This window comes from Nitrospira japonica, from assembly GCF_900169565.1.
In the GTDB taxonomy this organism is placed as follows: Bacteria; Nitrospirota; Nitrospiria; order Nitrospirales; family Nitrospiraceae; genus Nitrospira_C; species Nitrospira_C japonica_A.
The window spans coordinates 3,726,656-3,744,456 of record NZ_LT828648.1 but is presented as its reverse complement, the minus strand read 5'-3'; the positions used below and the strand labels follow the sequence as shown (position 1 = coordinate 3,744,456).

Below are 17,801 nucleotides of genomic sequence, written 5' to 3'. Positions count from 1 at the left end.
CTAAGGTCCAGCGGGTAATCAACCATGTCTCGATCCGCATCGCAATCACACAAAGCCGTCGTCTTTATCGCCGCCAGCGAGACGGATGCCAACCTCTATTACGCGACCAGATTCATCGCGCCGGATCCCTTCATCTATCTGGAGATCAAGGGGGAACGCCTGCTGGTCATGAACGATCTGGAAATAGACCGGGCGAAAAGCCAGGCCTCGGTCGATCGGGTGCTGTCCTATACGGAAATCGAACAGCGGGCGCGCGATCAGGGGGTCGCCTCTCCCGGCAGCGCCGACATCGTCCACGTCGTGCTGCGCGACGCCAAGATCAAGCAAGTGCTCGTGCCGGGGAATTTTCCTTTCCGTCACGCGACCCGGCTGCAGGAATTGGGATACCAGGTCCACGCGAAGCCGGATCCGTTTTACGAGCAGCGCGTCGTGAAGACCGCCGAGGAGGTTCGGCACATCGAGGAAGCGCAGCGCGCCACGGAGGCCGCCGTGGCTGCGGCTCACGCCGTGCTCCGGCGCGCGACGATCGTCAAGAACGAATTGTGGTTCGAGGATTCCCCGTTGACCTCCGAGCGGGTCAAGAAGCTGATCAACGTGAAATTGATGGAAGCCGATTGCGTCGCCCAGCACACGATCGTGGCCGGGGGCGAGCAGGCCTGCGATCCGCACAACGAAGGCAGCGGGCCGTTGCCGGCGAACCGTAGCATCATCTTCGACGTGTTTCCGCGTTCCGCCACGACGCGCTATTTCGCCGACATGTCCCGCACGGTCGTCCGAGGCACGCCGAGTCCGGAACTCGTCCGGCTCTATCAAACCGTGAAGGACGCGCAGGAAGAGGCGATCACGAAGATCAAGGACGGAGCCGACGGGATGAGGATCCACCGCGGCATTTGCGACCGGTTCGAGAAGGCCGGCTACAAGACCGGTCTGGTCAACGGCCGCATGCAGGGCTACTTCCACGGGACCGGCCACGGAGTCGGACTCGACATCCACGAAGCTCCGCGCATCAGCCGCACCGGGTCGCTGCTGCAGGAGGGCCACGTCGTCACGGTCGAACCGGGGCTCTATTATCCCGGCTTGGGCGCCGTCCGCATCGAGGACATGGTGCTCGTGACCAGCGACGGCTGCCGCAACCTGACCGATTTCCCCAAGACTTTCGAACTGGGCTAGCAGGCTGTTGACAAAGTCCGCCAGCTGCGTTCTCGCATTGCTCAGAGGCTCAACGTACGGCAAAGAGTACGCTTCGCATCTTCGCTCGCTGCGGCCTTGCTGGACGGCCTTTCTGAACAGCCTGCACGGCACGCTGATAGCGTCAGTGACCTCAGAGGCGACGCCATTTCCAAGGTCATCGCGTAGTTTGTCAACACACTGCTGGCCTTGATTGGCCTCTCATCCGTTGCTGCGTTTTCTTCCCTGGTTCCCACTGGCATGACCTTCTCCTTTCGATTTCTTGACGATGTGGCGTTGGCAGATGTGGCGTTCGACGCCGAAGGCGACTCGGTCCAAGCCATCTTCGGCGCCGCGACGCAGGCGTTGCTCACGGCCTTGGCAAATCCGGCGACGGTGGGTTCGTCATGGGAGCAAAGGATCGAACGCCGGGCCACAGACCTGCCTCAATTGCTGTTTGACTGGCTCTCCGACATCGTCTATTGGAAGGATGCGGCCGGCGTCGTCTTCCACGATGCGCCGCTGACCATGGTCAGGAAAGGCGAGCAGTGGGTGCTGACGGCGCGGTTGATCGGCAGTCCGGTTGATCGTGAACGGCAGGAACTTCACAACGATGTGAAGGGAGTGACGAAGCATCTCTATGCGTTGCGTCAGACTGACGGTCTCTGGCAGGTGCGGGTCGTATTGGACGTGTAGGTCGGATTCCTCGAGACAATCATGAAACTGAACACGGACATGCTGATCAATCGCATCACGGATGAGATTTGGGAGATCCCCGTCTCGGAAAAGTCCGGCATGCTCGTGCCGGCGCGCATCTATGCGACCGAGACGGTGCTTCGCTCCATGGACTCGGGGGTGTTCGACCAGGTTACGAACGTCGCGTGCCTGCCCGGCATCCAACGCTATGCCCTTTGCATGCCGGACGGACATTGGGGTTACGGGTTTCCGATCGGCGGAGTCGCGGCCTTCGACGTCCGCAACGGGGTAATTTCTCCGGGTGGCGTCGGGTACGACATCAACTGCGGGATGCGGCTGATCCGGACGGATTTGACGCTGGACGACGTGCAGCCGAGGTTGGAACGGCTCATGACCGAATTGTTCCGTCGTGTACCGGCCGGCGTGGGAGCGGGTGGGTTCGTCCGATTGAATCGCCCGTCGTTCGAAGAGGTCATGACCAAGGGAGCGCGCTGGTGCGTCGAGGAAGGTTACGGATGGCACCGGGACCTTGCAAAGATCGAGGAGCAGGGATGCATCGGCGGCGCGGACCCCTCGAAGGTGACCGATCGTGCGCTGGCCAGAGGCATCAATCAACTCGGAACATTGGGATCGGGCAATCATTATCTGGAAGTGCAGGTAGTGTCGAATGGCCGGGTGTTCGATCCGGATGCCGCAGCCGCGCTCGGCATCACCGGTCACGATCAGATCGTGGTCATGGTCCATTGCGGTTCGCGTGGCTTCGGCCATCAAGTCGCGAGCGACTATCTGAACGTGTTCGAGAAAGCCATGCGCCGATACGGTGTCTCGGTGAAGGATCAGCAACTGGCCTGTGCGCCGTTTCGTTCGGAGGAAGGCCAAGACTACTTCGCGGCCATGAATTGCGCTGCCAATACGGCGTTCGCGAACCGGCAGGTCATCACGCACCAAATCCGTGAGGCATTTGCCGCCGTCTTCGGCCAGTCGGCCGAAGAACTGGGCATGGAGCTCATCTACGACGTGGCCCACAACATCGCCAAGGTCGAACGCTACGCCGAAGGCGATCTGCTGGTACATCGCAAAGGATCGACGAGGGCCTTTGGGCCGGGACATCCGGATTTGCCGGAGCCCTTCCGAAAGATCGGCCAGCCGGTCATCTGCGGGGGATCGATGGAAACCGGCTCCTATTTGCTGGTCGGTACCGACCGAGCCGTGAGGGATACCTTTGGCTCCACGATGCATGGATCCGGACGGACGATGTCTCGCGCGCAGGCCAAGAAGTCGGTCCGGGGCGAGCAACTTCAACAACAGATGAAACAGCGGGGGATCGTGGTGAAGGCGGTATCGATGTCGGGACTCGCGGAAGAAGCGGGCTTCGCCTACAAGAATATTTCCGAGGTGGTCGAGACAGTCGATCGCGCCGGAATCACAAAAAAGGTGGCGGAACTTAGGCCGATTGGCAATATTAAAGGGTGACGAGCGTTGAAAACAGGCCGTCAGCTTCGTTCTCGCATCACTCAAAGGCTCGACGTACCAGATGACGTACGACTCGCCTTTTCGCTCGCTGCGGCCTTGCTGAGCAACCTGTTTGAACGCCCGTCGTGAGAGTCCTTCGGAGATGAAGAGGTCCTGAGTATGGAACAAGAACAACGGCAGAACCAGCGATTTCCGGTCCGGTTTCGCAGTTCGTTCACGTCGTTGAACATCGTGGGGGGAGACGGTGCGCTGGTCGATCTCTCGCTGCGCGGATGCCGGATCGACAGTGCCGTTGAAGTGCGGCCCGGTACGTCGCTGGAACTTCGCATCCAGGTTTCGGAGGACGAGCCGCCGTTGAGGGCTCAGGAAGCGGTCGTCCGATGGAGCCGCCCCCGCCAGTTCGGTCTGGAATTCGTGACACTTGCTCCGGAAGAATGGGCTCGCCTGCAGCACACCGTCACCCAACTCGAGCTGCATCCCTACCAGCGAGTTGCTGCAGACGGAGACTCCCAAGCCGCTTGATCCGCTGTCCGTTCAAGTCTCCCTGAATTATCCGCAAACATTTTTCATCGGCGCCAGAAATCGCTACGCCTTCAAGCGGTGGCCGTACAGCAGCGTGATGTTGATGCGGCGGCTGAGGTAGTCGTCCTTGAAGGCGATGTGATCGCTCTCGTGGAAAAGGTCAGAATTGAAGATCACGGCGCGGTTCGCGCGGTAGGGAATCTTGATTGCCGCGGCGCCCACTTCTTTGAGCCAGGCCAGGATCGCCGGCTTGTTGCGGTCGCTATTGTAGTCTTTGAAGTTCCAGTCTTTGGGTGCTTCCTTGTCGTAGACGACCAGCCCGCCGGATGACGGATCGAGATTCGCCTCATCAGGCGTGATCCAGAAGTTGACATTGACGGCCGCCGCGTCGGCGTGGATATTGAGTCCCCGCCTGGCACTATCCTGTTTGAACGCCCAAGCCTGCGTCAGCCGGTGATGAGTAAAGATTCGGGGAAACTTCAGGCGCAGCTCTTCGGCGATCTGCAGCAGGAGCGGGGAGGCAAACCCGTCGCCCAGGAAGGCCCCGCAATATCCGTTCTCGTAATCCTTTTTCCAGATCGTCGCTTCCCAACAGAATCGGCGCAACGCTTCCAACGCCTGATCGTTCACGAGCCCGTCGACGAACGTGGTTTCGGGCCGCTTGCCGAGATAACGGGCTTCGACCGTCGCGACGTCGAGTTCGCTGTTGAGGGCGCTTCCTTCGGTGCGTGGAGGCGGTTCGCAGCGCAACATGCGATTGAACGCCGGCGCGACCGAAGCAAGAGTGCCGGCCGGAACGGCGAGGCGGTTGCCGGGATCCTTGTTCTCATCCAGGAGGTGCTGCAGTCTGATCAGTGAAGCGAGATGTGGTCGATATTCCTCGACGAGCAGGCCGTGATCGAGAAGATGGCGCGTCTGCTCGACTTCGTGTTTGACGCGGGATCGATACGCGGTTTGTTCCGTCGGCGGTTGTGCATGGTCGTGTCGCGCCCTGGCGATTTGCGAAAAGCAGGACACGGCCTTTTCATCGTCGCCAACCCAGATGAAGGCGATGCCGAGATTGTAGAGGGCTTTCTGATAGCCGGGCATCACGGCCAGCGCCGCCTGAAAGGACGCGATGGCCTCCCGCATAGTACCGGCTTCCATCAGGGCAAGACCCAAGTTATTCAGCGCTTCCACATGCTGCGGCTTGATCTCCAGTGCGCGGCGAAATGAGCCGATCGCATCGTCGACTGCTCCCTGCTCCTTGAGTGCGACACCCAGGTTGTTATGCAGCTCCGGATGCGCCGGGTTGATCGAAAGGGCCTTTCGGTAGGCCTCGATCGCGGCTGCCGGACTGCCCTGATCCCGGAGCGCATTGCCGAGGTTCATCAAACCTTCCATGTGGCGGGGATTCAGCGAGACGGCTTTCTGATAGGCCGTCACGGCTTGCGAAAGCCTCCCGACCTTCTGTGCCACCACGCCGAGGTTAAACCAGTACAGCGCCGATGCCGGCTGCTGCTCGACCGCGGCGGATAAGTGGACGAGAGCCTCGTCCAGCCGGTTCATCCGGTAGGACAGCAGGCCGAGGAGGTGCAACGCGTCCGGATGGCGGGGCGCGATGGCGAGTGCCTGGCGATAGGCCTGTTCCGCTTCCGCCAATCGGCCGGCCTGATGATGCGCCTTGCCTTCGTTGAGCCAGGGCGTCACATCATTGGAACCCCTCAACGAATCTTGTCGTCGTCGCTCGGCTCGATTCATGGCAGTCCGCTCAGGGTAGCCGAAACGTGAGGAGCCGGTCAAAGCGGGATGAGAAGACGGCTGATTTCCCGGGCGTCACGGGCTATACTCGCGTCGCCATGCGCATCAGTTCTGAAATCAAAATATTTTTCCTCCATCGGAAGGAGCCTCTCGAATGAAGGTCGTCAATCTGTCTGATTGTCAACAGTTTAGCCAAGAGAAGATGAAGAAGAACAATATCTTTCAGACGCCGAGATTTTTCTGCGATGTCTACTGCTTCGAGCCAGGGCAGGAACAGAAGGGGCATGTGCATGGCGAGCAGGACAAAGTGTACTTGGTGCTCGAAGGGCAGGGGACGTTTCAGGTGGGCGGGGAGCAGCAGGTCCTTCGCTCCGGTCAGGGAACGCTGGCGCCTGCGGGGCAGGAACACGGAGTCAAGAACGACAGCGGCCAGCGATTAAAGGTCTTGGTTTTCGTCGCGCCGAATCCGTAAACGCGTGACCGTGGTTTTTGAACCACCGCGCGCAGATGATATGACAAACATCGCCTTCATCACGCTGGTCATCCTCGTGATGGCTTTTCCCGGTTACGTGTTACGAGCGAGTTACTATGCCGGCACGTTCACTCGCCATGTCCTTCCCAAAAGTTGGACCGATGATATTGCCAGAGCCATTCTCTATTCCCTGCCGTTGCACCTGGTTGCTGTGCTGGGATTCGAGTGGTTGCAGCATGACGGATTCATTCATACGACGCTGACCTTTGAAGTCGCATACCGTATCCTCGTCGGGCAATATGACGACCAACTATCCGCTATAACGAGGACGCTCTATCAAAACAAAGTGCATCTGGGCGGGTACTATACGAGTGTGCTGCTTGGAGCGTTCGCCGTCGGACATGGATTCCGATGGTTCGTATGGACGTACAAGCTCGACGTCAAGGTTCCCTGGCTCCTGCGTTTTCGAAATGAGTGGGTCTACACGCTGCTTGGGCGTGATGTGAAGATTCCGGTTCAGCATGAAGGCGGGAGGGTTTACGTACGCCTGGAGGCCCTGACAAGAATTCCGATCGAAGAGAAGGACAAGACGCGACTATATCGCGGATTTGTCGAAGCGTTCACCACGGAAGAAAGCGGGGCGCTGCGCGATATATTCCTGATTGATGCCGAGCGGGGGAAGTTTAGGAGGGAGCCTGCGAAGCCGGTGGAATTTTATTGGAAACCGATCACCCCTGGAAACTTGCTGGTCTTAAAATATTCGGAAATTCAAAACATGAACGTCACGTATTTGCTGGAGCTTCCTGAGGCCCCTCATCTTTGAACAGGACAAATGGCTCAGAGATCACTTTTCCCGTCCTGGTAATTTCCACGACTTTTCCCTGCGTTTTGCGAATCTCCTCCAAACCTTGTTCGATATCCTTCATCAATGCGCTATACGTACCCATGGGTACCTCCGGGTGCCTCCTTTAACCTCAAACGTCATGATACATTGTAATACACTATAGCGGTGTTGCACTACCCTACCGATCCTTATCGATTTTCTTCAACCGACGGTCGAGCGCAAACCGTGTCAGTCCGAGTTGCTTGGCTGCCAGGCTCTTGTTGTAGTCGGCCAGCCTCAGCGTCTCCTCGATCACCGACTCCTCGATCTCGGCCAGCGTCTGCTTGCCGACCTCCATTTCGACCCGAATCAACGGAGCCTCTCCGCGCACGACCGTCGTCGTGGTCTGCTTGGCCTGGTCGTGGAGTTCGCGCGGCAGATAATTGGCGGTCAGAGTCCGCCCCTGGCAGAAGATCATCGCCCGTTCGATGATGTTCTGGAGTTCCCGGATATTGCCCGGGTAGGAATATCGCTCCAGCAAGGCTCGCGTTTCCTGGTCGATATCGGTGACGTCCTTTCCGAATTCCTTGCCGTAATGGAGCAGGGCTTTCATGCAAAGCGGAAGGATGTCCTCCGTCCGCTGGCGAAGCGGGGGCAGTTCGAGCGCCACGACGTTGAGCCGGAAGTACAGATCTTCACGGAAGGAACCAGCGGCGATCTCCTTCTTGAGATCCCGGTTGGTTGCCGCGATCAGCCTGAAGTCCACCGCGATGTCGTCGGTTCCGCCGAGCCGCCGGAAGGTCCGCTCTTGAAGCACCCGCAGAAGCTTTGCCTGCATACCCAGGTCCAAATCGCCGATCTCGTCGAGGAACAGGGTGCCGCTTTCCGCGCGATCCAGCAGGCCGAGCTTGCGCTGATTTGCACCGGTGAATGCGCCGCGCTCATAGCCGAACAACTCGCTCTCGAACAGCTCCCTGGGAATAGCCGTGCAGTTGACGCCGATGAACGGGCCGGCCGAGCGGCTGCCGTTATGGTGAAGGACGCGCGCGACGAATTCTTTTCCCGTGCCGGTTTCTCCGAGCATGAGCACGGTGCTCTTCGGGTTGTGGGCGATTTCCCTGATCTGGGCCAGGAGCACCTGCATGGCATTGCTGTCGGCGATCAGCTCGGTCAGGGCATATTGGCCCATGTCCTGCTCGGACTGGAAGCTCATGCGACGGCGGAGGGCGAGCAGCTCGAGTGCCCGGTCCAGCACCTGTTCCACCCCTTCGAGATCCACGGTCTTGATGACGAAATCGTAGGCGCCGAGCTTCATCGCTTCGACGGCGTCCTGAACGGTTCCGTAGGCGGTGAGCATGATGACGAGTGAGAACGGCGCTTTCTGCCGGCAGATCTTCAGCGCCTCCAATCCGGAGAGGCCGGGCATCTTGACGTCGAGCAGCAACAGGTCCGGCACTTCATGGTCGAGTGCCTGCACGAGGTCTTCGCCCGAGGCGAAGGCGGTGACCCGATGGTTGCGTCTGGTGATGCGCTTGACGAGAGCGGAGCGGATCGCCGGTTCGTCGTCGGTGACAAAGATGGTCGCGTTCATAGGATTTCCCTCATGATGGTCGTCGATGTCTTCAGGGGAAGCCAGAGCCGGGCCGTCGTTCCGTTTCCCCTCTGGCTGATCAGGGCGATGTCGCCGCCATGGGCTTCAACGATGTTGCGACAGATCGCCAGTCCCAGGCCGGTCCCATGCTGCTTGCCGGTGGTGAAAAAGGGTTGGAACACTTGTGTCAAGGCATGCTCCGGAATGCCGGGTCCGGAATCGGCAATCTCGATCAACGCGCCCGGTTTGTCGTCGCGTGGGACCTCGGTCGCGTCGAGCCGCAGGGATCCGCCGTCCGGCATAGCGTCCAATGCGTTGTGGCAAAGGTTGAGCAGGACCTGTTTGATCTGGTCACGATCCGCGTAGACCGTGGTCGCGCGGTTCGAGGGGTAGGTCACGGCGATGTGCTGGGTGTTGATCCTGCCGTCCAGCAGTTTCAACACGTCTTCGACGGCATCTTTGAACAGCCACGAGGCCGGAACCAGGTCCCGGGGCCGCGCATAGTCGATGATCTGGTTGACGATGCGGTCCAGCCGTCTGGTCTCGTTCAAAATGATGTCGAGATCGGCGCGTTTCGGGTCGGACGGATCGATCTCATCGCGCAGCAGCGAGGCGGTGGATCCGATGCCAACCAGCGGATTGCGGATCTCATGCGCGATGCCGGCGGCCACCTGACCCAGCGTTGCGAGCCGTTCGGCGCGGCTCAACTGCGTCTGCATCTCGTCGAGCGCCGTGACGTCCACGTTGAACCCTTGATACATCGTGGGCTGGCCATCCTCGTTCTTGATCGGAATACGCCGGCTGAGCACCTTGCGAATGGTCCCGTCCGGACGCACAAACCGAAACACCGTTTCATAGGGCATGCCGTCGGCGACAGCCTGTTCGTATTCCCGCAGCACGCGGTCGCGGTCGTCCGGATGAATCCAGTGACGGAAGGCTTCAGGTTCGCCCGCCTCGTCCGGATTCATGCCGGCCAGGGATTTGTTGTAGCGGTTGCTGAACGTGACCGTCATGCCGGACGTGGTAAAAATGCCGAACGGGGCATGGTCGACGATGTTGCGGTACTTGTCCTCGGAGGCCGCGAGATTCTGATTGAGGTCACGCAGTTCGGCCTGATTCTTCTGAACGCTGGCCAGGTGCTCGCGCACCTGCCGGCTCATGGTGTTCATGACGCGGGTCAATTCGCCCAACTCGTCCTGTCGCGGCAGGACCGGCACGTCGGCGGGGAGAATCGCGTCGGACGACCGGACCGACTTGGCCAGGCTGATCAGCGGACCGGTGATGGAGCGGGCGATGAGCTGCAGGGCCAGGATGAGCAGCACGAGGACCGCCGCGATGCCGCCCATGATGTGAGCGACCATCTGATTGCGCGATTTGGCCATGTTGGCCAGTGCGTCGTTCAGGGCTTCCTGTTCCAGACGGTCGAAGCGCGCCATGTGTTCGCGGATCAGTTGCATGAGGGCACGGCCGCGGCTCTGTTCGATGTAATGCAACGCTTCGGCCGTCCGTCCGCCCTTCACGAGTTGGATCAGGCTTTCCTTCTCCTCCATCATCTGCTTGACCAGGCGTTGGGCCTGTTCGACCGCCTCGTACTGAAGCTTGTGAGGACGGATCAAGCCGAGCAGCGTCTGCTCGACAGAAGGCAGGTGCTGATGCGCGTTCCTCGACGGGACCAGATAGGCCTCCTGCCTGGTCATCACGTATCCGCGGAAGCCCGTTTCATAATCCACGATCATCCGCATGTATTCCGCGGCGGCTCGTTGCGCCACGTACACGCGATCGAGTTGTTCCTCGTGTTCGGTCAAGGCTTCGAGCCGTTCATAGGCGTCCAATCCGAGGACGAGAAACGCGACGAGCGGAATGAGGGAGGTCAGGAGCAGCTTGCGGGCAATGGGAAGATCGTTGAACAGTCCGGAGATTCGTCGCCACATCAGAATGTGCCGCTCCAGGTGATCATTGCGATCATCGTAAGGAGCGCCGAGAAGCCTTGTCAATTGCGCCGGCGCCGCGCGATCGAGAGTATCGGACACCATGGTGGTTCGGCTGCTTTCCCCAACTTGTCACGGGACGGTGGACTTCATGTGGCTTCCGGCTCGTTCGGGAACGCCGGCCGGCCGGCTGAAGGCCGGAGGACTGGCTTGCTGACCAAACCGGTCCGATCCTGCACCGATGGACGGAGAAAGCGGACGCTGCGCCTCGCCCAAATCCGGGCTCCTCGGCGGCACGGTCGAGGGGATGACCGTCCCGGAGTCCTCTCCGGCATTCCGGCGGAGCGGATGCTCGCCGGAGCGGTCGGTCATGCCGAGGTCCGAGCGAGTGGTAGGGGCTTGCGCAGAGAGCGCCTCATCCTCGGTTGCCCGGGCGATCGCCGCGGTTGGTCCCGAGTTCGAGCCGACGGTTCTCACGTTGCCGGCGATGACTCCCTGGGCCACGGATTCGGCGCTCGTCAACTCGTCGCCGTAGACGTCCGTCTGGTACTCGTCGGTATCGGCCTTGGCCAACGAAGACCAGACCGATTGGCCCGGCTCGCCGACGCGAATCTTGGTGACCGTGGACAGTCCGGGTCTGACGGGATGTTCGCGGATCTCGTCGGCTGCCAGGGCGATGCGGACCGGCACGCGTTCGATGATGTGAATGAAGTTGCCGGTGGAATTGTCGGGAGGCAGGAGCGCGAACGGGCTTCCCGTGCCCGGCACCAAGCCTTCGACCGTCCCGTGAAACGTATGTTTGTCTCCGTACAGATCGACGCGAATTTCGGCCGGCTGGCCTGGCCGGATATCGCCTAACTCGGTCTCACGCAAGTTCGCTTCCACCCAGAGGTGATCGAGCGGCACGATCGTCATCAGATTGGCGCCGGGTTTCACCCGGTCGCCGACCTGGGCTTTGCGCTTGGCGACATACCCGGATACGGGCGCGAGAATCCGCTGGCGGGCATATTCCAGATGGGCTTCGATGAATTCGTGTTTGGCCAATTCAACCGCCGGATGTTCCATGACGGTCGTGCCGCCGATCTGCGCGTCCAGCGCGTCGTATTCCGCCTCGGTTTCCCTGACGTCCGCTTCCAGGGCCTGCAAATGGTCGAGAGCGTTTTGCAGCGTCTGTTTGGAGACGGCTCCCGTCGGCGAAGCCTTGCGATACCGCTCCGCATCGTGGCGGATCACCTCGAGTCTGGCGCGCCGGGCGGCCAGTTTTTCATCCACCTGCCGCTGCGTAAGGAACAGCGAATTGATCCGCCGGACCGTTTCACCGAGGCGCCCACGGGCGCGCCCCAATGCCGCGTACGCTTCGTGTTCATCGAGACGGACCAGGACGTCGCCTCGATTCACGAATTGGGTTTCCTCGAAGCGCACCTGAGTGATGATGCCGGTCGCCTGCGCGGCGACCGGCACGAGGTTTCCCGTCACATAGGCGTTGTCCGTCTGGACCCAGTGGCTCGATACGGTCCACCAGTAGGTGCCGTAGGCCGCGCCGGCCAGGACCAGCGCCGCCGTCACGGCCAGTAGCCGCCGGTTGCGCTGCCGTCGAAGCGAAACGTCGTCTGTTCCAGAGTCCTGCGTCATCGTCCTCGCCCCACGCTCAGCCGGCCTGCTGCGCCGGCCGCTTGCTCACGTCGTCGTTGCGATATCCGCCGCCGAGGGCTTCGATCAGATCCACGGCGGAGACCAACTGGTCGCTCTCGAGAGCCCGCATCGCGTATTCCTGCTCCAGCACTGGATAGCGATGACGCAGGACTTCCCGGTCGTCGTCCAGCCCCGAAACCAGCCGCACTTTCGCCAGGCGCCAGTCCTCGCTCAACGCGGTGACCAACCGGCGATGGGAGTCCAGCATCTCGCGGGTGGACTGCCAGGCGCTGAGGCTGTCGGCGACTTCGCGCAACGCACCGAGGAGGGTATCGTTGTAGAGTTCGACCGCGGCGTCGTATTCCGCGCGATGTGCGGCCAGTTCGCCTCGCAGCCTGCCTCCTTCGAAGATCGGCAGGCGCAGGCCGGGCGCCATGCCATAGGAAAAGCTCTGGCCGCTGAACAGAAAATTGGCGAGCTTGTCGGCTCCCTTCGTCAGCGTCAGCGCGTTGAACCCGGCGAAGGCCGTCAAATCGATCGTCGGGTAGAATTGCGTCTTGGCCACTTTGACCATTCTGGCCGCCGAGTCGGCACGATAGAGTGCGGCGGCCAGATCGGGCCGGTGTACCAGCAATCCCATCGACAGATGCTCCGGGACCGGAATCTGTTCGGGAATGGTGACGCCGGTCTTCCCGAAGAAGCGAAGCGCCTCATCCGGTCCCTTGCCTATGAGGCGGGCGAGGAGGTGGCGTTGGACGTCGAGCTGATCCCGTACGCCCGACAGGCGCTTGGCAGCGGCTTCATACTCCGCGATGCTTTGCTTAACCGCCAAATCGGTGTCCAGGCCGAGTTCGTATCGCGTTTCGGCGAGCCGGCGGAGTCCCCGTCGCAGTTCCACGATCGAGCGGACCAATTCGAGCTGCCGGTGAAGGGCCTGGCCGCGGAAATAGGCGCGGGCAATTCCGGCGGTCAGGCGGAGGCGGATCTCGGCCTGCTCAGCTTCCTCGGCGGCCGCTTGCCCCAGCGCCGCTTCGATGGTCGCGCGATTCTTGCCCCAGAAGTCGAACTCGTATCGGAGACTGAGCGGGTTGATGACGCCCAGGAGAATGTGCGCGCCGGCGACTTCGGGATTCAAGGCCGCGAAAACTCCGTGCTGCGAGATGCGCTCGTAGGTGAGAGAGGCGTCGGCTTCCAGAAACGGCAGCAGTCTGGCGCCTTCGACGCGGACCAGCGCCTGCGCCTCGCGCAGTCTGGCCGAAGCGGCCTTCAGGCCGGGATTGTCTTTCAACGCCTGCCCCATCAGGCCGTTCAATTCCGGATTCTTGAACTGTTCCCACCAGCGGTCGTCCGGCCAGTTCTGCAGCCGGTTCGAGACTTCCTCAAGCGTCTCCTTGAGCTCGGGCGTGTCGAGATAGGCGGCCGGAGGGTCTCCCTTGGGAATCCATGCGCACCCGGCTGTGATCAGGAGGGCATACGCGCCGACGGCCGAAAAGCCGGCTCGCATGGCCGTGCGAAATGTACGCGTCACGGCTGCTCCATCAGTTCTTCCGAACGCACGACTCTGACGGTCTCGGCGCGGCTTACCGCCGGTTCCCGCGTAGGCCTCGCCAACCAGACGAGGAAAGCCAGTCCCAGGCAGAGGTAGCTCGAAAGAAGGAAAGCATCGTTCAGAGCCAGAATGCCGGCCTGCTGCTTCATCATCAGCTGGAGCTTGCGTTCGATCATGCCCGGATCGAGCCCGACCTGTTGGAGTTTTTCCACGATCGGCTGCAGCACGTCGTAGCTTGCGGAGGTGCGGCCGCCGAAGTGATCGCTCAACTGCAACTGATGAAAGGGGAGGCGCCGAAACAGGACGACGCCCTGCCACGTGATGCCGAGCGCGCCGGCGGCGATCCGAAGAATGTTGGCCGCTTCGGCGGCCCGCAACATCTGGTCGCCGGACAGGCCCTTTAGCGTCAACACCGTCAGGGGAGTAAAGAACGAGCCGAGGAAGACGCCAGCCAAGACCATGGGCCAGAAGATTTGATCGTAGGACTGGGGATCGTCGAAGAGGCCGATCCAATAATAGGTGGCCGCGAATCCCAGGGCATTGACGCTGGCCAGCAACCGGACGTCCACGTGTTTGGCCACTTCGTGCATGATGGCGATCATCGGGATGCCCAGGAGAATCATGGGCAGAAACACCATGCCGGCGAGCGTCGAAGAGTATCCCATGAGCATCTGCAACTGCACGACGAACAGCGACAGCAACCCCTGCAGTGAGAGGAATCCCAGCGTCAGGCACAGGACGCCGACGGCGAAGTTCCTGTTCTTGAACAGCCGCAGGTCGACGGCGGGCTGGCGTTCGCCAAGTTCCCACACGATCCAGATGGGAACGGCGGCGACGACGATCAGCAGCACGATCCGCAAGAAGGGGTCGTCGAACCAGTCAAAATCGTTGCCCTCGTTCAGGATGGTCTGCAGACCTCCGAGAATCACGGCCAACAGCAGGAATCCCACGAAGTCGAACGGCTCGCGGCGAACCTCGAACGGCCTCCGATGCAGCAGGGCCGCCGTGAATCCGGACACGGCGAGGGAAAGCGGGATGTTGAGATAGAACAGGCTCCGCCAACCCCATTCATCCGCGATCCATCCGCCGGCGGCGAATCCGAGGGTCAGCGGCATCAGGGTGAACAGACCCCAGATTGCCAGGCCCATCGACTTGAGCCGGTCCGGATATTCCTGGAGAAGCAGCGACTGGCCAAGTGGAAGCGTCAACCCGCCGGCCAGTCCCAAAAAGATGCGTGCCGGCACGAATGCGGAGATGGAGACGTCGATGGAGCACAATGCGGAGGCTGCGGCATACACGACGAAGGCCCACACGAAGACCCGCCCCTCGCCGAAGCGCGCCGCCAGCCATCGGGCGATCGGAAACGCCAGGGCCAGCGCGATCATGAAATCCGTTTGCGCCCAGGTGCCGAAGCTCGGAAGCACCCCGCCCAGATCTCCCGCCGCGTGCGGAAGCAGCGCCACGTAGGACCCCGCGTTGAACAGGACGATCATATGCGCGAGGCCGAACACGACGTTGAACAGAATGAACGGCCATCCGCACAGCCGCGCGTCGCGAGATCCGGAGGAGGGTGACGCATCGTTCATCGAACCGTCTCCACGATCATCAGAAAGACCGTCTCAGAATGACGGAGAATATCCGCGTCCATGTTCGGGCACGGTGGCGGATTCCACCGGGGCCTGCACGACAGGAGCCGTCGCCGGAGTCCGGTGGGTGAAATAAATGGCCAAGCCCGTAAACACCATTCCACCGACCAGGTTGCCCAGCGTGACCGGGATCTGGTTCCAGATCCACCAGTCCGCCAGCGTGACGTGCGCGCCCAGCAACATGCCGACCGGAATGACGAACATGTTGACGACCGCGTGTTCGAACCCTTGCGAGAAGAAGAGCAGAGTCGGACCCCAGATGGCCAAGATCTTGCCGGACAGGGAGGTCGTCGCAAACGCGAACACGACCGCGAGGCTCACCATCCAATTGCACAGCACCGCCTTTGTGAACACGGTCAGCATGCCGGCCGAGCCGTGGGACGCGTAGTAATTGGTCTTGGCTTCGGCGATGGCGATCAGCTTGGTGCCGGTTGCGGAGAGCCCCGCGTCTCCCGCCGTCGTCAGCACGATGGCCAGCATGGCCGCGTAGACGACGCTGCCGAGCAGGTTGCCCAGAAACACCCATCCCCAGTTGACGAGCACCCGACTGACGCAGGCGTTCTCCTTTCCTGCCGCTGTCGCGCAGGGCAGCAGCGCGAAGCTTCCGGTGATGATTTCGGTCCGCAGCAAAATCGCGATGCACAGTCCGATGGGAAACAGCAGCGATCCGACCAGCCAACTACCGGTCTCGACCGCCGCCGTCACGGCCATGCTGGTTGCGATCCCAAGGTAGGCTCCGGCCAGGGCTCCGCGGATTACGAGGTGCGAGGCCGGCACATCCAGCTTGAGCGCGCCCGTGCTTACCATGTCTTTCACGACGTCGTGCGGCTTCACATAGTCCATCATCCTGCTCCGTTCCGAGATGGGAGAATGAGTTGCGCGGATGTCGATCAAGGGCAGAGCAACTTTGAGGCCAAGCGAGATCTCGCGCATCTCAGCGGCCTATCGTAGGTTTTCCCTGAAAAGCGAACCGTGACGAATCGCGAGGCTCTGGCGAGGTCGGTGCATGAGTGGAGCCGACACGTGCGGTGGGTGCGATATCGCTCGATGTCGTTACCCCCTGCGTGTGTGTGACTCGCGGTGGGTGTGCGGAAAATTGGAATGGAACTGAACGCAATGGCCAAGAGGACAGGTTGGACGAGACAGAGAAATTCCGTCTCGTCTGGGGGGAGAGCGCGCGTCGATTTGCTTGAAGTATCCTCCGTTGCTGGAAAGGCACGGACCATGCCTCATGAGTATGGATATTTGTTGAGCCACAACCTCTCCGAAACCCTAGTGTGGGAGGCGCACCATGCTATTTTTATCGTTTCGCGATCGCTCGAAACTGGTGTTGTTTCGATGGCCGGCCGTGGGGGCGGGATTGTCCGTTGCACTGGGACTCCATATCGTCGTCAGTGCCCTGGGACTTGGAATGGCATATGTCGGTTCGGGGTCTTTACCGGAAGGCTCGACGGCATACTGGGTGCTCGCATGGAGCGGTGTCGCGTGGCTTGCCGCCGCCTTTATCGGGGGCTACGTTGCAGCGTGGGTTTCCGATTCGTCAAGCTATGTCGAAAGTATTTTCCATGGATTGACACTGTGGGGACTGCTGACGGTAATCCTGATGGTGTTGCCGCCGACTGCCATGAGTCTGGGTGCCATGTTGGCCGAAACCGTGCCGCCTTCCGACATCGTCTCCTTCGTCGCGTGGTTCGTCGCGATCGGGGGTATTCTGTCGCTTGGAACGACGATCTGGGGCTCCATCATCGGGTCGAGAGTCGTGGAATCCGTCGAAACGAAGATGACGGAAGGCTACAGAGCGGCCTGAAAAGGGAGTGCTTGAAGGAAGGAAGAGGGAAATGGAGGAGATACAGATGAGTAACCTGGAAAAAGCCGAAGTGATCCGCAAGTGGATCAATCCGGAGGAACGAGTCAGCGTGCAGTTCGACGATGCTCGGGATCTCAATGCCGAAGTGACGGGCTGTACCGATCAACTCGTCGCGTTGGCGTTGGACACCGACGTGCCGCATATGCGGCAGCAATTATCGATTCCTTTGAGCAAGGTGGAGGTGGCTGCGGATCCTTCTCACTATACCCGGGATCCCGATCAGCCCTTGCAACAGGAACGGTTGCTGCTGCTGGTGAAGGGGAGTCGTCCGGCAGTCGTTTATTGAAGAGGTCCAGCCGATTCGATCGGTCTGGCTGTCATTGAGCCGGCCGGCATGGGACTGATGCAGGACGCCATTGGCCGGACTTCGCAGGACGGACCCGCGGCCTGCGCGGCGGCGGCCACGAGATCCTGCTCGGTGATAGACCGGGCATCGAGATCGATCAATGCATGGTCGGGCAGCAAGGACCAATCCACGGCCATGACCCCCGGGAGGACCAGGAGCGTTTTTGAAAGGACGGTCTGCTGGATGGCACAGCCGGGCCCGCCGACTTGGAGCGAGATGCGATGAACGGGTGAACCGGCCTGAGCATTCTGCAGCGGCCATCCGGAGAGACAACAGAGCATGAGCCAAAGCACCTGCACCTTCACGCGGGATTGCAGACCATTCCGATTCATTCCATAGACTCCTTGTG

General features: G+C 60.9%; 16 protein-coding genes. 8 read left to right on the top strand and 8 right to left on the bottom strand.

The genetic code is table 11. From position 1 onward, the window contains the following. Positions 1 to 24 precede the first annotated feature (24 nt). The 4 genes from NSJP_RS17780 to NSJP_RS17765 all read left to right on the top strand — a co-directional run bounded on the left by NSJP_RS17780 (position 25) and on the right by NSJP_RS17765 (position 3,858). A complete protein-coding gene (locus tag NSJP_RS17780) occupies positions 25 to 1,170 on the top strand; it encodes a M24 family metallopeptidase (RefSeq protein WP_080888213.1) in 1,146 nt (381 codons plus the stop codon). 258 nt (positions 1,171 to 1,428) lie between these two features. Further along, complete coding sequence (locus tag NSJP_RS17775) at positions 1,429 to 1,863, top strand: archease (protein WP_080888212.1); 435 nt, start codon at positions 1,429 to 1,431, stop codon at positions 1,861 to 1,863. A gap of 21 nt (positions 1,864 to 1,884) precedes the next feature. Further along, positions 1,885 to 3,336, top strand: a complete 1,452-nt coding sequence (locus NSJP_RS17770; RefSeq protein ID WP_080888211.1) for an RtcB family protein — start codon at positions 1,885 to 1,887, stop codon at positions 3,334 to 3,336. A gap of 159 nt (positions 3,337 to 3,495) precedes the next feature. Further along, on the top strand, positions 3,496 to 3,858 hold the full coding sequence (locus tag NSJP_RS17765; RefSeq protein ID WP_080888210.1) for a PilZ domain-containing protein: 363 nt from the start codon (positions 3,496 to 3,498) through the stop codon (positions 3,856 to 3,858). 63 nt (positions 3,859 to 3,921) lie between these two features. On the opposite strand, the gene NSJP_RS17760 is transcribed toward NSJP_RS17765, so the two are convergent. Then, a complete protein-coding gene (locus tag NSJP_RS17760) occupies positions 3,922 to 5,547 on the bottom strand; it encodes a tetratricopeptide repeat protein (RefSeq protein ID WP_172834440.1) in 1,626 nt (541 codons plus the stop codon). A 205-nt stretch (positions 5,548 to 5,752) separates the two neighbouring features. On the opposite strand from NSJP_RS17760, the gene NSJP_RS17755 reads away from it, so the two are divergent. Continuing rightward, positions 5,753 to 6,070: a cupin domain-containing protein gene (locus NSJP_RS17755; protein ID WP_080888208.1), complete on the top strand. Its 318-nt coding sequence runs from the start codon at positions 5,753 to 5,755 to the stop codon at positions 6,068 to 6,070. A 40-nt stretch (positions 6,071 to 6,110) separates the two neighbouring features. Beyond that, positions 6,111 to 6,893, top strand: coding sequence for a hypothetical protein (locus tag NSJP_RS17750; protein ID WP_080888207.1), 783 nt, complete (start codon positions 6,111 to 6,113; stop codon positions 6,891 to 6,893). Between the two features lie 199 nt (positions 6,894 to 7,092). On the opposite strand, the gene NSJP_RS17745 is transcribed toward NSJP_RS17750, so the two are convergent. The 6 genes from NSJP_RS17745 to NSJP_RS17720 are packed head-to-tail and all read right to left on the bottom strand — an operon-like array spanning position 7,093 to position 16,085. Continuing rightward, a complete protein-coding gene (locus tag NSJP_RS17745; RefSeq protein WP_080888206.1) occupies positions 7,093 to 8,484 on the bottom strand; it encodes a sigma-54-dependent transcriptional regulator in 1,392 nt (463 codons plus the stop codon). Further along, on the bottom strand, positions 8,481 to 10,517 hold the full coding sequence (locus NSJP_RS17740) for an ATP-binding protein (protein ID WP_080888205.1): 2,037 nt from the start codon (positions 10,515 to 10,517) through the stop codon (positions 8,481 to 8,483). The genes NSJP_RS17745 and NSJP_RS17740 overlap by 4 nt, the downstream gene beginning before the upstream one ends. 27 nt (positions 10,518 to 10,544) lie before the next feature. Further along, a complete protein-coding gene (locus tag NSJP_RS17735; RefSeq protein WP_080888204.1) occupies positions 10,545 to 12,044 on the bottom strand; it encodes an efflux RND transporter periplasmic adaptor subunit in 1,500 nt (499 codons plus the stop codon). A 16-nt stretch (positions 12,045 to 12,060) separates the two neighbouring features. Further along, a complete protein-coding gene (locus NSJP_RS17730) occupies positions 12,061 to 13,572 on the bottom strand; it encodes an efflux transporter outer membrane subunit (protein ID WP_231989427.1) in 1,512 nt (503 codons plus the stop codon). Next, positions 13,569 to 15,179: a DHA2 family efflux MFS transporter permease subunit gene (locus NSJP_RS17725; RefSeq protein WP_080888203.1), complete on the bottom strand. Its 1,611-nt coding sequence runs from the start codon at positions 15,177 to 15,179 to the stop codon at positions 13,569 to 13,571. The genes NSJP_RS17730 and NSJP_RS17725 overlap by 4 nt, the downstream gene beginning before the upstream one ends. A 33-nt stretch (positions 15,180 to 15,212) precedes the next feature. Beyond that, positions 15,213 to 16,085, bottom strand: coding sequence for a formate/nitrite transporter family protein (locus NSJP_RS17720; protein ID WP_231989426.1), 873 nt, complete (start codon positions 16,083 to 16,085; stop codon positions 15,213 to 15,215). A gap of 445 nt (positions 16,086 to 16,530) precedes the next feature. Here NSJP_RS17720 and NSJP_RS17715 point away from each other — a divergent pair, with 445 nt between their 5' ends. Both NSJP_RS17715 and NSJP_RS17710 read left to right on the top strand, forming a co-directional pair. After that, positions 16,531 to 17,046, top strand: a complete 516-nt coding sequence (locus tag NSJP_RS17715; RefSeq protein ID WP_080888202.1) for a hypothetical protein — start codon at positions 16,531 to 16,533, stop codon at positions 17,044 to 17,046. Between the two features lie 46 nt (positions 17,047 to 17,092). Next, positions 17,093 to 17,392 carry a hypothetical protein gene (locus NSJP_RS17710; protein WP_155970440.1) on the top strand — a complete coding sequence of 100 codons (300 nt, stop codon included), beginning with the start codon at positions 17,093 to 17,095 and terminating at the stop codon, positions 17,390 to 17,392. On the opposite strand, the gene NSJP_RS17705 is transcribed toward NSJP_RS17710, so the two are convergent. Next, positions 17,386 to 17,784: a hypothetical protein gene (locus tag NSJP_RS17705; protein ID WP_080888200.1), complete on the bottom strand. Its 399-nt coding sequence runs from the start codon at positions 17,782 to 17,784 to the stop codon at positions 17,386 to 17,388. The genes NSJP_RS17710 and NSJP_RS17705 overlap by 7 nt on opposite strands. Between the last annotated feature and the right edge of the window lie 17 nt (positions 17,785 to 17,801).

Bases quoted from the DNA above. Each gene is read 5' to 3' on its own strand.
- NSJP_RS17780 (WP_080888213.1), top strand. From the start codon at position 25: ATGTCTCGATCCGCATCGCAATCACACAAAGCCGTCGTCTTTATCGCC.
- NSJP_RS17775 (WP_080888212.1), top strand. From the start codon at position 1,429: ATGACCTTCTCCTTTCGATTTCTTGACGATGTGGCGTTGGCAGATGTG.
- NSJP_RS17770 (WP_080888211.1), top strand. From the start codon at position 1,885: ATGAAACTGAACACGGACATGCTGATCAATCGCATCACGGATGAGATT.
- NSJP_RS17765 (WP_080888210.1), top strand. From the start codon at position 3,496: ATGGAACAAGAACAACGGCAGAACCAGCGATTTCCGGTCCGGTTTCGC.
- NSJP_RS17755 (WP_080888208.1), top strand. From the start codon at position 5,753: ATGAAGGTCGTCAATCTGTCTGATTGTCAACAGTTTAGCCAAGAGAAG.
- NSJP_RS17750 (WP_080888207.1), top strand. From the start codon at position 6,111: ATGACAAACATCGCCTTCATCACGCTGGTCATCCTCGTGATGGCTTTT.
- NSJP_RS17745 (WP_080888206.1), bottom strand. From the start codon at position 8,484: ATGAACGCGACCATCTTTGTCACCGACGACGAACCGGCGATCCGCTCC.
- NSJP_RS17740 (WP_080888205.1), bottom strand. From the start codon at position 10,517: ATGGTGTCCGATACTCTCGATCGCGCGGCGCCGGCGCAATTGACAAGG.
- NSJP_RS17735 (WP_080888204.1), bottom strand. From the start codon at position 12,044: ATGACGCAGGACTCTGGAACAGACGACGTTTCGCTTCGACGGCAGCGC.
- NSJP_RS17725 (WP_080888203.1), bottom strand. From the start codon at position 15,179: ATGAACGATGCGTCACCCTCCTCCGGATCTCGCGACGCGCGGCTGTGC.
- NSJP_RS17720 (WP_231989426.1), bottom strand. From the start codon at position 16,085: ATGATGGACTATGTGAAGCCGCACGACGTCGTGAAAGACATGGTAAGC.
- NSJP_RS17715 (WP_080888202.1), top strand. From the start codon at position 16,531: ATGCTATTTTTATCGTTTCGCGATCGCTCGAAACTGGTGTTGTTTCGA.
- NSJP_RS17710 (WP_155970440.1), top strand. From the start codon at position 17,093: ATGAGTAACCTGGAAAAAGCCGAAGTGATCCGCAAGTGGATCAATCCG.
- NSJP_RS17705 (WP_080888200.1), bottom strand. From the start codon at position 17,784: ATGAATCGGAATGGTCTGCAATCCCGCGTGAAGGTGCAGGTGCTTTGG.